Raw genomic sequence first — 13,579 nt, forward strand, 5'->3', positions numbered from 1 at the left:
TCGGTGGATGGTAGTCGGTTCAGTCGGCGCTGCCGGTCAGTGCCACCGACGCGCCGAGGCCGACGATCATCATCCCGCCTGCACCGCCGACCGCTTCCAACCTACGCGGCGAGCGCGCGAACCACGACCGCGCCGAGGCCGCCAGCAGTGCCCACGCACTGTCGCACACCACCGCGATGGCCAGGAACAGCGAGCCGAGAATCAGGAACTGCAGCTGCAGCGAGCCGACCGCCGGATCGGCGAAATGCGGCAGGATCGCCGCGAAGAACACGATGGCCTTCGGGTTGGTGAGCCCCACGAGCACGCTCTGCCGCAGCACCTTCGTGGTGGGCACGACCGGAACGTCGGCGCCCAGCGCGGCGCGCAGCGACTTGCGCTCCCGGATCGCCTGGATGCCGATATAGATCAGATACAGCGCACCGGCGAACTTGATCACCGCGAGCGCCAAGGCCGACGCCATGAGCAGGGTGCCGAGCCCCACCGCGACCAGGAGCAGCACGAAGAAGACGCCGATGCAGTGCCCGGCCACCGAGAGCAGCGCCGCGCGCCGGCCCAGGGTCAGCGCCCGGCCGATGGTGAACAGCACGCCGGGACCGGGCACGATGATGAGGACGACCGCCGCGGCCAGAAACGCCAGCAGGTTGGACAGTGGAACCATCTTCGGAGTCTATGCGCAGTGGCAACCCGAATTAAGGGAGATCAGAAGCGGACTCGTCGCCGGTCAGGAACCCAGGTCGCCGGGCAACTGGTGCGGATCGAGCAGCAGGCGCCGGGCCGGAGCGCGGCGCACCTTGTCGGCGAGCGCGAGATTGTCGGTGAGCAGCCGCCATTCGACGTCGCTGATCGCTTCCCTGGCACGTTCGATGACGGCTGCGTCGGTGGTGCCCCAGGCGATGGGCATCGCACTGACCGACTGCCAGCGCTCCCCCACCTGCCGCGGCGCCCGATCGGTGCGCACCGCGACTGCGGGCACCCGCTCGCCCGCTTTCGCCGCGTGCCCCGGCAGCGCGCGGACCTTACGGATGACCAGCGCGTAGTGCGAGTCGGTGGCGCCCGGCTTGGCCACGTCGACCAGCGCCAGCAGCACCACGCCGGACGGGTAGGTCTCCGAGATGACCGCGGGCACCAGTTCGCCGTCGGCATACAGCTTGTCCATGCTGGCGTGTCGCGAGGTCCAGACGGCCACCCACACCGATACCACCGCGCCGAGCACGAACGCGACCGCCAGCAGATAGGCCCACGGATGGTCGAGCCAGATCAGATACGCCGCGCCGGTGGTCGCGATGATCCCCGCCGCGATCGCCATGATGCGCAGCCGTCGCTGGTCGGCGAACACCTCGTTGACCGCATGGGCATGTTTGCGGTCGACCGGGAATTCGAAGCGTCGCACGTCCCTATTCCTAGCACAGCTTGCGGAGGAATTGTCTCCGCTTATCCGATGGCCGGACCGAGCAGGTCGTCTGCGTCGGTGATGCGATAGGCATACCCCTGTTCGGCGAGAAAACGCTGGCGATGCGCGGCGTATTCGGCGTCGAGGGTGTCTCTGGCCACCACCGAATAGAAATGCGCTTGGCCACCATCGTGTTTCGGCCGCAGCAGCCGACCGAGACGCTGCGCCTCCTCCTGCCGGGAACCGAACGTACCCGAAACCTGCACCGCGACCGAGGCTTCCGGCAGATCGATGGAGAAGTTCGCCACCTTGCTCACCACCAGCACGGGGACCTCACCCTGCCGGAACGCTTCGAAGAGCTCTTCTCGCTCTTTGGTTTTCGTCGAACCCTGGATCACCGGCGCGTTGAGCGCGGCGCCCAATTCGTCGAGCTGGTCCAGGTACGCGCCGATCACCAGCGTCGGCGCGTCCGCGTGCTTGGCCAGAATCGACTGCACCACCGGGATTTTCGTGCGTGCGGTGGAGCACAGCTTGTAGCGCTCCTCCGGTTCCGCCGTCGCGTAGGCCATCCGCTCCGCGTCGGTGAGCGTCACCCGCACCTCGACGCAGTCGGCCGGGGCGATCCAGCCCTGCGCCTCGATGTCCTTCCACGGCGCATCGTAACGCTTCGGGCCGATCAGCGAGAAGACGTCGCCCTCGCGGCCGTCCTCCCGGACCAGGGTCGCGGTCAGGCCGAGGCGCCGACGCGACTGCAGATCGGCGGTCATCCGGAAGACCGGCGCGGGCAGCAGGTGCACCTCGTCGTAGATGACCAGGCCCCAGTCGCGGCTGTCGAACAGTTCCAGGTGCTTGTACTCGCCCTTGGTCCGCCGGGTGATCACCTGATAGGTGGCGATGGTGACCGGGCGGATCTCCTTGCGCTCGCCCGAATACTCGCCGATCTCGTCCTCGGTGAGCGAGGTGCGCGCCAGCAGCTCGCGCCGCCACTGCCGACCGGCCACGGTGTTGGTGACCAGGATCAACGTGGTCGCCTTCGCCTTGGCCATCGCGGCCGCGCCGACCATGGTCTTGCCCGCGCCACACGGCAGCACGACGACGCCGGACCCGCCCGCCCAGAACGAGTCGGCGGCCAGTTCCTGATAGTCGCGCAGATGCCACTTGTCATCGCTGTAGTCCAGGTCGATGGGGTGCGCTTCGCCGTCGACGTAGCCGGCCAGGTCCTCCGCGGGCCAGCCGATCTTCAACAGCATCTGCTTGATCCGCCCGCGCTCGGAGGCGTGCACGACCACCGTGTCGTCGTCCAGCCTGGCGCCGAGCATCGGCGCGATCTTCTTGTGCCGCAGCACTTCTTCCAGCACCGCGCGGTCCAGGCTGACCAGGGTCAAACCGTGTGCCGGATGCTTGACCAGCTGCAACCGCCCGTACCGGGCCATGGTGTCCACCACGTCCACCAGCAGCGGCTGCGGCACCGCGTACCGGGAGAAGCTGACCAGCGCGTCCACCACCTGCTCGGCGTCGTGCCCTGCCGCCCGCGCGTTCCACAGCGCCAACGGCGTCACCCGATAGGTGTGCACGTGCTCCGGCGCCCGCTCCAGCTCGGCGAACGGCGCGATGGCCTGCCGCGCCGCGTCGGCCAACTCGTGGTCGACCTCCAGCAGCAGCGTCTTGTCACTCTGCACAATCAGCGGACCGTCCGTCACAGCCCCTCCTCGCATCGATTCCCCCTATTCTTCCTGAACCCCCCGACACCCGCCCACGGCCGGTACCGTAACTCTCTGGATCGACGCTCGACGGCGGGGAACACGAGTGATCTCGACCTGGAACCGCACGAACGTCTGGCGCGTCATAGTTCATGACCAGGTGATCTGAACCAGGTATTGGAGGGGTGGCTGATCATGGGTGATGGGTCGTGTGTGCGGGTTGATCCTGAGGAAGTCGAGGCGTTGGGGCGTTTGGCGTACAGGATCGCTGAGGAGTGCCGGTCGGGGTATGCGTCGCTGGTCACCGATGCGAAGTCCACGATCGAGGGGTGGAGCGGCAACAACGCGGGTGCGTTCGGGGCGGCGTGGAACGAGTTCCACGAGGGCGCCGATCAGGTGTGGGATGCGTTGCTGGAGTTGGCGGGCGGTTTGGGGGTTACTGCCGAGACTTTTCAGTCGGCTGATCAGTCCTTCGCTTCGGGTGTGAGTTCTCTGGATTTGCCGTGAAGGGGGGCACTGGTGACTGCTGATACGCCGTCGTTCTCGGTCGATCTCGACGCGCTCGAGCAGTTGGCTGCGCGGATGCGTGGATACAAGGCCGCGGTCGCTGATCGGCTGGCCGAGCTCGAGGCGAAAGCCGCAGAGGTCGAAGGTGTGTGGGTCGGTGCTGCGGCGGTGGCCTATAGCGACGCGCACAGGGAGTGGGTCGCGGGGGTGACCGATATGCAGGACGGTCTGGCGGTGTTGGAGACGGCGCTGGCCAAGGCTCACGAAAGCTACACCACTGCCGGTGCTGAAACGCTGCGAATTCTGGGTGTATGAGCAAGCTCGAGGTGGACCCCAAGGTCTACTACCAGGCCGCCACCAACTGTTTCGATGCTGCGGCGGCGTTGAACGACAGCTTCAAATACGTTTTCGGGGAACTCAACAGCTGTGGTCAGATGGCGGGGCGGGACGAGGACGGCCGTGCCTGGGCCGGGTCCTACGATGAATCGGCGCGTGAAGCCGTCGCGTTCTTCGACCAGACCTTCGCGACGTTGCGCGCGTATGGCACAGCTCTCAACGACATCGGTTTCGAACACGCCAAATCCGATGCGGCGCTGAAGGGCACAACTCAGCCCGACCGTCCCCAAGACGCGGCATCGACGGTGACCTTCGGCCCTTACGCGCTGCCGGCCTCAGCTGCCGGGGGCACCCCGCAAGGCCTGGCGAAGACCTCTATCGAGGTCCTCGACGCCATCAATTGCCCGCTCCCGGACGGGAACACCGACACTCTGACCCGGGCCGCCGACGCCTGGAACCGGCTCGGCACGATCTACCAGAACACCAACGCCAAAGACAAGATCACCATCGCGGCAAGCCTTTTCGATGACGTGGTCTCCACGGACGCGATACAGGTCCGCGAAGACCTCGCGACCATCGAGACCTCGATCGCCGGGCTGCTCGACACGTGCAAAGCGATCAGTAAGACCTGCACCGATTACAAAGAATCAATCGTCGAGCTCCGCAACGAGATCAAAGGCTTCATCGAGGCCATCATCCAGGAAGCCGCGATCGACGCCGCGGTCACCGTCATCGCCACCTGCCTCACCGGAGTCGGCGGCCTCATCGCCGGCGCCAAAGCAGTCGAATCCGCCCGCCGCTGGGCCGGGAAAATCAAAGCCGCAGTCAGCGCCTGGCGAGCACGCAAAGCCCTACAGCTCAAAGGCCTCGCCGCAGACGCGAGGGCGGTCCTGGCAAGGGGCAAGAAGGCCATCGAGGATCTGCGAAACCGGCTCCGAAGGAGAAAGGGTGACGACCGCGATCCGAGCAGCCCGGACCACGGCAATACCCCGAAGGTACCGCTGCCGAATTATAAATCGACAGGAATGGATCCACATTACGCAGGCGAAGAAATTCCCGGCAATTCCATCTGGCCAGGATCTCAGGTAAAGTATCTCACCGACGAGGAACGTGAAGCATATCAGCTGACGGTCAAGAACGGAAAAATATACGACGCCACCGGCAGCTTGTTCGACACAACCACTGCACAGACGGCGCACTCGGGCACAGGACGAGCAATATTTGTAATGGACGAGAAAGGCAATCTCTACGCCTCTACAAACCATGCGATAGGCGAGTTCCACCACTCCAGCTTCCTCGGCGGCAAGCCGGTGTCGGGTGCAGGCGAGCTACAAGTAGTAAACGGCGAACTCAAGCTGGTTACCGACCAGAGTGGGCACTACAAACCTTCGCGAGAATACACCGAGCAAGTACTTGACCGGCTCAGGAATCAAGGTGTGTCCATTGACGCTTCACAAGTCAAGATGACCGCCCCCAACTGACAGAGAGGACCAAATGAGTAACGAATGGCGTCCAGTGTTGAATACCGTCCTCTACATGGCACAATTCTCCGAGCTGGACGAGAACGAAGCACGTCGCATTGCCGAAAGTCTTTTGGCCAAGCCGCCGGGGGACTTTACCATCGAAAAGACGTACCAATCTCTTGCCGATGCCATTGCCGCAGGGGAAGAGCTCGACACAATCGTGCAGATGAGACAATCACCTCAGGTCATTCGAAAGTTTCTCGAGCGCATCGTAGACGAACTCGACGGCAAGCGACCGTGGACAATTCCGGCCGTCAGAGAGATTTCGATATCTCGATGGGCCGATTTTGCATCGCTGCAGCCGATCGCGCAGATCTCGACTCCATGGCCCGCCATCGAAGGCAAGGTAGGAAAGACATTCAAGGCGGTCGATGGCGGCGAAGGGTTGATTGTGATGCTGCGCTCGGGGATCACCCTCGGTTTGGCGTGGCCGAGTCGCATCGGCAAATCCGCTACTGACGTACTGGTGCCAGAGGGCTCCGCTGGATCATCGGTGATTGTTCAAGAACTCATCGAATCGACCGCACTGAAAATAGACGACATCACGATACTCGAGCGCGGCTGATCAACGGCGGCTACCGCACACCACGGGAATCGGGGTGGGGGCGGGGTCAGTGGGGGTGTGGGGAGGGTTCGAGGGTGCGGTGGAATTCGGCGGGCCAGTCGGCGACGGGGCCGGCGGGGTCGGTGTTGAGGCGGGCGGCGAGCCAGTGGTCGCGGCGGCGGCCGCGCTGCAGGCTGCCGAGCCGGGACAGGCCCTCGTAGCGGAAGCCGGTGCGGCGGACCACGGCGGCCGAAGGATAGTTGCCGACGAACGCACGCCAGCTGATGCGTTGCAGCGCGAGCCGGTCGGGACGGAAGCCGTAGTCGCAGACCAGCGCGACAGACTGGCTCATCAGGCCGCGCGAGCGGACCCGCGGCGCCAGCCAGTAGCCGATCTCGGCGGACGATTCGTCGCGTTCACCGAGACCGATCATGCCGACGACGGGTCCGTCGGCGCGCTCGCGCACCGCCCAGGTCGGGCTCTTACCCGCCCAACCGGGTCCGACGATGTCCTCGATGAAGGTTTTCGCGTTCTCGCGGGTGTACGGCACCGGAATGGTCACCCATTCGCCGATGGACGGATGCTGACAACACTCGGTGATGGCGTCGATGTCCTCGCTCGTGGGGATCGACAGCCATACCGTTCCGTTCGTCAGCACCTGTGCATCCATCGAGTCATGTTGTCATGAACAGCGCGGACAGTTCACGGGGTTTCGCGCGCGTTGCCCGGACGGCACCGGGGTAAACCCCGTCTAGGACAGATCGTAGAATCGTCTCGATGGTTGCCGCTCTGCTTGCCGGACAGTTCGAATCACATCGAGCGCATCTGCTCTCGGTCGCGTATCGGCTGACGGGCAGCGTCGGCGACGCCGAGGACGCGGTGCAGGAGAGCTGGCTGCGCCTGGCGGGAGCGCATCAATCCGAGATCGACGATCTGCGCGCCTGGTTGACCACCGTGGTGAGCCGGATCTGCCTGGACCGCTTGCGCAGTGCCGCGGTGCGCCGGGAAAGCTATGTGGGCCAATGGCTGCCGGAACCCGTGGTGACCGGCCGCGCCAGGTCGAGCATGCCGGACCCCCTGGAGATCGTGGTCCGCCACCAGGACTACCGCCTTGCGGCAATGGTGGTGCTGGACAGCCTGACTCCGCCCCAGCGCGTGGCTTTCGTACTGCACGAAGGCCTTTCGGTGCCGTTCACCGAGATCGCGCAGCTGCTCGACGTCTCGCCGGAGGCGGCGCGCCAGCTCGCCGCGCGGGCGCGCAAGGCCGTGGCGCACACCCCGCCGCCGGTGCCCGACGCCGAGCACGAGGCCGCCGTACACCGCTTCCTGGACGCGTTGGGTTCGGGTGACGTGCGCGCGGTTGCCGCTGCGCTGCACCCGGATTCGATCGTGATCGGCGACGCCGATGGCACCACGTCCACCGCGATCAACGTCGTGCGGGGCGCGGACCGGATCGCGCGGTTCTATCTGGGCATCGTGCGCAAATACGGCATGACGCCGGACGCGGCGGACCCCATGTTCACCGCCGAACTCGTCTCGGTGAACGGACAGCTCGGCGTCGCGGTCACCGCGGCCGACGAGGAACGCCCGGCGCGGGTGATCGGATTCACCATCCGCGACGGACTGGTCTGGGGTACCTACGACCTGGCGAACCCGGCGAAGCTCACCGGCGTGCGGCTCGGCTGAGGCAACCCCCTATCGTTCGCCCCTCATCCGACGGCCTGCCCCGGCGGTGAATTCACTACGCTGCGGATATGCCTCCGCAACCCGCCACCGTTGCCCGCCTGCGCCCGTTCGCCGCCACGATCTTCGCCGAGATGACCGAGCTCGCGGTGCGTCACGACGCGGTCAATCTCGGCCAGGGTTTCCCGGATACCGACGGGCCCGCGGGGATGCTCGAGGTGGCCCGGCAGTCCATCGCCGACGGCCTCAACCAGTACCCGCCGGGCCGCGGCAGGCCCGAACTGCGCCGCGCCGTCGCCGCCGACCGGGCCCGCCGCTACGGCACCGAGTACGACCCCGACAGCGAGGTGCTGGTGACGGTCGGCGCGACGGAGGCGATCGCCGCCGCGATCCTCGGCCTGGTCGAGCCGGGCGCGGAAGTGGTACTGATCGAGCCGTACTACGACTCCTACGCCGCGGCGGTCGCACTGGCCGGCGCCCAGCGGCGGACCGCGCACCTGGTCGCCGACGGCGACCGCTTCGTGCTCGACCTGGACAGCCTGCGCGCCGCCGTCACCCCGGCCACCAGGATGCTGGTGGTCAACTCGCCGCACAACCCGACCGGCACCGTGCTGGGCCGGGCCGACCTGCAGGCCATCGCCGAAATCGCCTGCGAGCACGATCTTCTGGTGCTCACCGACGAGGTGTACGAGCACCTGGTGTTCGACGGCACCGAGCACATCAGCCTGGCCACGCTGCCGGGCATGGCCGCACGCACCGTCGTGGTGTCCAGCGCGGCAAAGACTTTCAACGTCACTGGCTGGAAGATCGGCTGGGCGTGCGGCCCCAAGGAATTGATCGACGGTGTGCTCGCGGCCAAGCAATTCCTGACCTTCGTCGGCGGCGGACCCTTCCAGCCCGCGATCGCGCACGCGCTGAACAACGAACTGGACTGGGTGGCCGGGCTGCGCGAAGACCTGTCCGCCAAGCGACTTCGCCTCTCCGCCGCGCTCGCCGACACCGGTTTCGACGTCACCTACAGCGCGGGCGGCTATTTCGTCTGCGGCGACGTCACCCCGCTCGGCACGGCCGACGGTCTGGCCTTCTGCCGCGAGCTGCCGAAGCGGCTCGGCGTCGCCGCGGTGCCGCTCAGCGTGTTCGCCGACGACACCGCCGCGTGGAACCACCTCGTGCGCTTCACCTTCTGCAAGCGCGACGAGACGATCGATGAGGGTGTGCGCCGGTTGCGCGCGGGCATTCGCTGATGAAGAGGTGAAAACCTTGACATCCCCTGTCAGTATTTGCTGGCAGGGTAGGTCGCATGGTGACGCAATATTTCACGGCGACGACTCTCGACGGCTATCTCGCGGACGAACACAACTCGCTCGACTGGCTGTTCACGGTCGCGGGCGCCGACGAGATGGCCGAGCAGAACGTCGACGAATTCATCGGCGGCGTCGGTGCGATGTGCATGGGCGCGACCACCTACGAGTGGATCCTGGCCAACGACGAACCCGAGAACTGGCACAAGTCCTACGGCGAGCTCCCGTGCTGGGTCTTCACCCACCGCGAGCTGCCCGCACTGCCGGACGCGAACCTGCGTTTCGTATCCGGCGCGGTCGAGCCGGTGCACCGGGACATGGTCGCGGCGGCCGGTGATCGCAATGTCTGGGTGCTCGGCGGCGGTGAGCTGGTCGGTCAGTTCGCCGACGCCGGCCTGCTGGACGAGATCATCGCGGGCGTCGCGCCGGTCACCCTCGGCGCCGGTGCGCCGCTGCTGCCCCGGCGCATCCTTTCCGATCGGCTGGAACTCGTCGATGTCACCCGGATCGGACAGTTCGCCCAGCTGACCTACCGACTGAAGTCCGAGACCGGGTCTAGGTGAGATGTCCGCGTGGTTCCGGTCGCCGGCGCGCCTGCGGCGCCCGCCAGCGGAAACGCAGGGCGAGAAGGCGAAATCCGATGGCGCCCAGCGCCGCCAGCGCACCGGTCCACGCGCGATACAGCTCGAAATGCAACAGCACCGCGGTACAGATCGCGCCGAGCAGCGCGGGCACGGCGTAGATCTGGTCGGGCCGAAGCACATTCGGCGTCTGGCCGCCGAGCAGGTCGCGGATGACACCGCCGCCGATCGCGGTGACCAGGCCGAGCAGCGCCGCCGAGGGCGCGCCGGCACCCGCGGTGTAGGCGACGACAGTGCCTGTCACACAGAACAATCCGAGGCCGAACGCGTCGGCCACCTCGAGCGGCCCTTTGGTGAGCCGGCGCGGCGGATGCCAGAAGAAGATCACCAAGGCGGCGAGCAGGGCGGTCCACAGATAGCTCAGGTCCACGAAGGCGGCGGGTGGGGTCCGACCGATCAGCAGGTCGCGGATGACCCCGCCGCCGAGCGCCGTACTGCACGCCAGCACGACGATCCCGAAGATGTCGAAATCCCGGCGCACCGCGAGCAGCGCACCCGAACTCGCGAACGCGAACACCCCGAACAACTCCCCGAGATGCTGCACCGCACCGACCGCCGAGCCGAAATACCCGGCCAGCGCCACACTCTCAGCACCGAATTGCACCATGCCGCTCACCGTGCCATACCCGGCCCCGTCCGGCCGCCCGCCACGAGCGGCCGAACGAGCAGGTCAGGCCGGGGTGGGCCGAGCGCGGTCGGTGGCGACGAGCACGGCGATGACGCCGAGCATCGTGCCCATCAGGTAGCGCTGCACGCGCAGCCAGAGCGGACGACCGGTCAGGAACGTCGCGATGCCGCCCGCACCGAGCACGATCAGGCCGTTCACGGTCAGGGCCACCGCGATCTGCACCGCGCCGAGGCACAGGCTCTGCAACCAGACCTGGCCGTGATCGGGCACCACGAACTGCGGGATCAGCGCCATGTACATGATCGCGATCTTCGGGTTCAGCAGATTGGTGACCAGGCCCATGGTGAACAGCCGCCGTGCCGGGTCCGGGGCCAGCGCCGCGGGCGCGAACACCGAGGTCCCGCCGGGTCGCAATGCCTGCCACGCCAGCCACAGCAGATAGGCCGCCCCGGCGAGCTTCACCGCCAGGTAGAGACCGGGCACCACCGCGAAAACGGCGGTGATCCCGGCGGCGGCCGCGAGGAGGTACACCCCGAATCCCGCGGCTACACCGCCGAGCGAGACCAGTCCGGCCCGCCTGCCCTGCGCCACGGTGCGCGACACCAGATACATCATGTTCGGCCCCGGCGTCAGCACCATGCCCAACGCCACCGCCGCCACCCCGAACACCGCCGCCATCTCGATCACGCTGCCGATTCTCGCCGAACCGCGGGCCGCGCGTCGCGGTCCACTTTCCGGTCGCTGGCCTTTCGACCGGCGCAAACGACGCCCGGCGGCGCCGTTCCCGTCGTACATTGCGACCATGGCTGACGACCGGCGGTTCGGATGGATGGTCGATGTCATGGGCGTTCGGCCCACCGAGCTGATCCTCGAAATCGGCCCTGGGTCGAGCAACTCGATCGCCTATCTCGCCGCGCGGGCGACCGACGGGCGCGTCGTGGGCATCGATCGTTCCGCGACAGCGATCCGGCGGGCCACGAAAACCCATGCCGCGCTGATTGATTCAGGGCAGGTCCGGCTGGCGCAGGCGAGCCTCGCCGATCTCGACCCGGCCCGGTTCCTGACCGAGCATGCCTGCGGCGCAGCGGGTTTCGACAAGATCCTGGCGGTCAACGTCAACACGTTCTGGACGAAACGACCGGTCGCCGAACTCGCGCTGCTGCGAAGGCTGCTCGCGCCGGGCGGCATGCTGTGCCTCTTCTACGGTTACGGCGCACCGGAAACCACGAGCACCAGCCCGAAACCCCCGCCCGGCGAGCTCCGCGAACATCTCGCCGACGCGGGGTTCGCCGTGCGCGTGGTCACCGCCGGTGACCTGCTCGGCGTCTTCGCCACTGCGGAATGACCGACGGTCCGGCTGCCCGCGCATACCTGCGGGCAGCCGAAACCGGCACGGCCGTCAACGATTACGGCGCTGCGCGACCGCGTCGGCCAAGCGATCGAGCTGGCTCGCGGTGGTCTCCCAGTCCAGGCAGGCGTCGGTGATGGACTGCCCGTAGGTGAGATCGGCGGCCTTACCGAGGGTGAGGTCCTGCCGGCCCGCCACGAGGAAGCTCTCCAGCATCACACCGACCACGCCGGGTTCGCCCGCCGCCAGCCGCTCGGCGATATCGGTCACCACGTCGACCTGCTTGTTGTGGTCCTTGTTGCTGTTGCCGTGGCTGGCGTCGACCACGAGTCGTTGCGGCAGCGCCGCCTTCTCCAGTCGCAGGCAGGCCTCGGCCACCGAGGCGGCGTCGTAGTTCGGGCCGGTGCTGCCGCCGCGCAGGATCACGTGGCAGTCCGGGTTGCCGGTGGTGCGGATCAGCGCGGCCCGGCCGTCGAGATCGGTACCCGGGAACACATGGCTGGCCGCCGCGGCGCGGACGCCGTCCACGGCCACCTGCACGTCACCGTCGGTGCCGTTCTTGATGCCCACCGGCATGGACAGCGCGCTGCTCAGCTGCCGATGCACCTGACTGGCCGCGGTGCGCGCCCCGATGGCGCCGTAGGAGACCAGGTCCGCGATGTACTGCGGGGTGATCGGATCGAGGAACTCGCACGCCACCGGCAGGCCGAGCGCGGTGATGTCGACCAGCACCTTGCGGCCGATGCCGAGGCCGGTGTTGACGTCGAAGGAGCCGTCCAGGTGCGGATCGTTGATCAGGCCCTTCCAGCCGAGCGTGGTGCGGGGTTTCTCGAAGTACACCCGCATCACCACGTGCAGCCGGTCGTCCAGCTCAGCCGCCTTGGCAGCCAGCCGGCGGGCGTAGTCGAGCGCCGCGGCGGGATCGTGCACCGAGCACGGGCCGACGATCACCATGAGGCGATCGTCGGCGCCGTTCAGTACGTCGACAGTGGCGGCGCGGCCCTTGCGGACGGTGCCGGCCAGCTCGTCGGTGATCGGGTGCACGCGACGGACCTCGGCGGGCGAGCGCAGCGGGCTGACGCTCATGGTGCGTTGGTCATCGAGGTCAGCGTGCATCGCGCAGCGATTCGATGAGGGGTGGTGGCCGGGCGACGGGTGGGCACGCGGATCTATATCGGCAGCTCGTGTCATCGTGGGTTCCTTTTCTTCGGCCGACCCACGGACGTGAAACCCCGTCGAGCCGGTCCATATCCGGCTCGGGGTGGAATGTCGTCAGCGCATGTGGTTGCCGCAGACCAGCCCACCCAGGGCCGGCTTGCTAAACCAGAAATACGCGCGCTGCACGTCGGCGACTGTACCAGGTCTGGAATTCACCCCCATTGACCCGGGGTGTAGTCGCCCGCGGGGGTGCGGGCGATGACGTTCATCCGGTTCCAGGCGTTGATCATCGCGATGGCGGCGATGAGCGCGGCGATCTGGTCCTCGTCGTAGTGCTTCTGCACCTGCTGCCACACCTCGTCGCTGACGCCGCGGCCGTCACCGATGCGGGTGGCCTCCTCGGTCAGCGCCAGCGCGGCGCGCTCGGCATCGGTGAAGACGGTGGCCTCGGGCCAGGCCGCGACCAGATTGAGCCGCACCGAGGTCTCACCGGCGTGCGCGGCGTCCTTGGTGTGCATGTCGGTGCAGTAGCCGCAGCCGTTGATCTGGCTGGCCCGGATCTTGACCAGCTCGTAAGTCGCTGCGGGCAGCGTGGATTCGGCGACCACCCGGCCCGCCGTGTTCATGCGCTTGACGAAGCTGGCGGCGACGCGGTTGCCGAAGAGGTTGAAGCGAGCGCTCATGATGTCTGCCTTCTTTCTGATTCGTGCCGTGCTGGGCGGTTCACAGAGATGACGAAGCAGCGCCGCGAGGTGTGACACCGATCGAGCAGTGACGTGGACCACGCACCGTCATACCGCTGGCAGATGCACCTCGTGAC

General features: G+C 67.0%; 16 protein-coding genes. 8 read left to right on the forward strand and 8 right to left on the reverse strand.

Annotated elements, in window-relative coordinates:
* Nucleotides 1–19 precede the first annotated feature (19 nt).
* From TY25_RS01840 to TY25_RS01850, 3 genes are all read right to left on the reverse strand, one after another.
* Nucleotides 20–658: a LysE family translocator gene (locus tag TY25_RS01840; RefSeq protein ID WP_042253591.1), complete on the reverse strand. Its 639-nt coding sequence runs from the start codon at nt 656–658 to the stop codon at nt 20–22.
* A 63-nt stretch (nt 659–721) separates the two neighbouring features.
* Nucleotides 722–1,390 (reverse strand): DUF3239 domain-containing protein, encoded by a 669-nt coding sequence (locus TY25_RS01845; RefSeq protein ID WP_042253592.1) that lies wholly within the window; start codon nt 1,388–1,390, stop codon nt 722–724.
* A gap of 41 nt (nt 1,391–1,431) precedes the next feature.
* The gene (locus TY25_RS01850) at nt 1,432–3,090 is read right to left on the reverse strand and encodes a DNA repair helicase XPB (protein WP_029900391.1); all 1,659 of its coding nucleotides are present in this window, start codon (nt 3,088–3,090) and stop codon (nt 1,432–1,434) included.
* A gap of 195 nt (nt 3,091–3,285) precedes the next feature.
* Here TY25_RS01850 and TY25_RS01855 point away from each other — a divergent pair, with 195 nt between their 5' ends.
* The 4 genes from TY25_RS01855 to TY25_RS01870 are packed head-to-tail and all read left to right on the forward strand — an operon-like array spanning nt 3,286 to nt 6,021.
* On the forward strand, nt 3,286–3,597 hold the full coding sequence (locus TY25_RS01855; protein WP_042253645.1) for a WXG100 family type VII secretion target: 312 nt from the start codon (nt 3,286–3,288) through the stop codon (nt 3,595–3,597).
* Between the two features lie 12 nt (nt 3,598–3,609).
* Nucleotides 3,610–3,912 carry a WXG100 family type VII secretion target gene (locus TY25_RS01860; RefSeq protein WP_042253593.1) on the forward strand — a complete coding sequence of 101 codons (303 nt, stop codon included), beginning with the start codon at nt 3,610–3,612 and terminating at the stop codon, nt 3,910–3,912.
* The gene (locus TY25_RS01865; RefSeq protein ID WP_042253594.1) at nt 3,909–5,414 is read left to right on the forward strand and encodes an IQM protein middle domain-containing protein; all 1,506 of its coding nucleotides are present in this window, start codon (nt 3,909–3,911) and stop codon (nt 5,412–5,414) included. The genes TY25_RS01860 and TY25_RS01865 overlap by 4 nt, the downstream gene beginning before the upstream one ends.
* 13 nt (nt 5,415–5,427) lie before the next feature.
* A complete protein-coding gene (locus TY25_RS01870) occupies nt 5,428–6,021 on the forward strand; it encodes a hypothetical protein (RefSeq protein WP_146154097.1) in 594 nt (197 codons plus the stop codon).
* A gap of 46 nt (nt 6,022–6,067) precedes the next feature.
* Here the strand turns inward: TY25_RS01870 and TY25_RS01875 are convergent, their stop codons facing one another.
* Nucleotides 6,068–6,670 carry a GNAT family N-acetyltransferase gene (locus tag TY25_RS01875; RefSeq protein WP_042253597.1) on the reverse strand — a complete coding sequence of 201 codons (603 nt, stop codon included), beginning with the start codon at nt 6,668–6,670 and terminating at the stop codon, nt 6,068–6,070.
* 107 nt (nt 6,671–6,777) lie between these two features.
* Here TY25_RS01875 and sigJ point away from each other — a divergent pair, with 107 nt between their 5' ends.
* The 3 genes from sigJ (at nt 6,778) to TY25_RS01890 (ending at nt 9,547) form a co-directional block, all read left to right on the forward strand.
* Entirely contained in the window at nt 6,778–7,686 is a 909-nt protein-coding gene (sigJ, locus tag TY25_RS01880) for an RNA polymerase sigma factor SigJ (protein ID WP_042253598.1), read from the forward strand.
* 68 nt (nt 7,687–7,754) lie between these two features.
* Complete coding sequence (locus TY25_RS01885; RefSeq protein ID WP_042253599.1) at nt 7,755–8,927, forward strand: pyridoxal phosphate-dependent aminotransferase; 1,173 nt, start codon at nt 7,755–7,757, stop codon at nt 8,925–8,927.
* A 56-nt stretch (nt 8,928–8,983) separates the two neighbouring features.
* Nucleotides 8,984–9,547: a dihydrofolate reductase family protein gene (locus TY25_RS01890; RefSeq protein WP_042253600.1), complete on the forward strand. Its 564-nt coding sequence runs from the start codon at nt 8,984–8,986 to the stop codon at nt 9,545–9,547.
* On the opposite strand, the gene TY25_RS01895 is transcribed toward TY25_RS01890, so the two are convergent.
* Complete coding sequence (locus tag TY25_RS01895; protein ID WP_081868620.1) at nt 9,540–10,232, reverse strand: trimeric intracellular cation channel family protein; 693 nt, start codon at nt 10,230–10,232, stop codon at nt 9,540–9,542. The genes TY25_RS01890 and TY25_RS01895 overlap by 8 nt on opposite strands.
* 63 nt (nt 10,233–10,295) lie before the next feature.
* Nucleotides 10,296–10,940: a LysE family translocator gene (locus tag TY25_RS01900; RefSeq protein ID WP_042253648.1), complete on the reverse strand. Its 645-nt coding sequence runs from the start codon at nt 10,938–10,940 to the stop codon at nt 10,296–10,298.
* Between the two features lie 115 nt (nt 10,941–11,055).
* On the opposite strand from TY25_RS01900, the gene TY25_RS01905 reads away from it, so the two are divergent.
* Nucleotides 11,056–11,598, forward strand: coding sequence for a class I SAM-dependent methyltransferase (locus TY25_RS01905; protein WP_042253601.1), 543 nt, complete (start codon nt 11,056–11,058; stop codon nt 11,596–11,598).
* 54 nt (nt 11,599–11,652) lie between these two features.
* Here the strand turns inward: TY25_RS01905 and TY25_RS01910 are convergent, their stop codons facing one another.
* Together TY25_RS01910 and TY25_RS01915 are read right to left on the reverse strand one after the other, a co-directional pair.
* The gene (locus TY25_RS01910; RefSeq protein WP_042253603.1) at nt 11,653–12,717 is read right to left on the reverse strand and encodes a 3-deoxy-7-phosphoheptulonate synthase; all 1,065 of its coding nucleotides are present in this window, start codon (nt 12,715–12,717) and stop codon (nt 11,653–11,655) included.
* Nucleotides 12,718–12,971: 254 nt separating this feature from the next.
* On the reverse strand, nt 12,972–13,442 hold the full coding sequence (locus TY25_RS01915) for a carboxymuconolactone decarboxylase family protein (protein ID WP_042253605.1): 471 nt from the start codon (nt 13,440–13,442) through the stop codon (nt 12,972–12,974).
* Between the last annotated feature and the right edge of the window lie 137 nt (nt 13,443–13,579).

The organism is Nocardia brasiliensis NBRC 14402 (assembly GCF_000308475.2).
Taxonomy (GTDB): Bacteria; Actinomycetota; Actinomycetes; order Mycobacteriales; family Mycobacteriaceae; genus Nocardia; species Nocardia brasiliensis.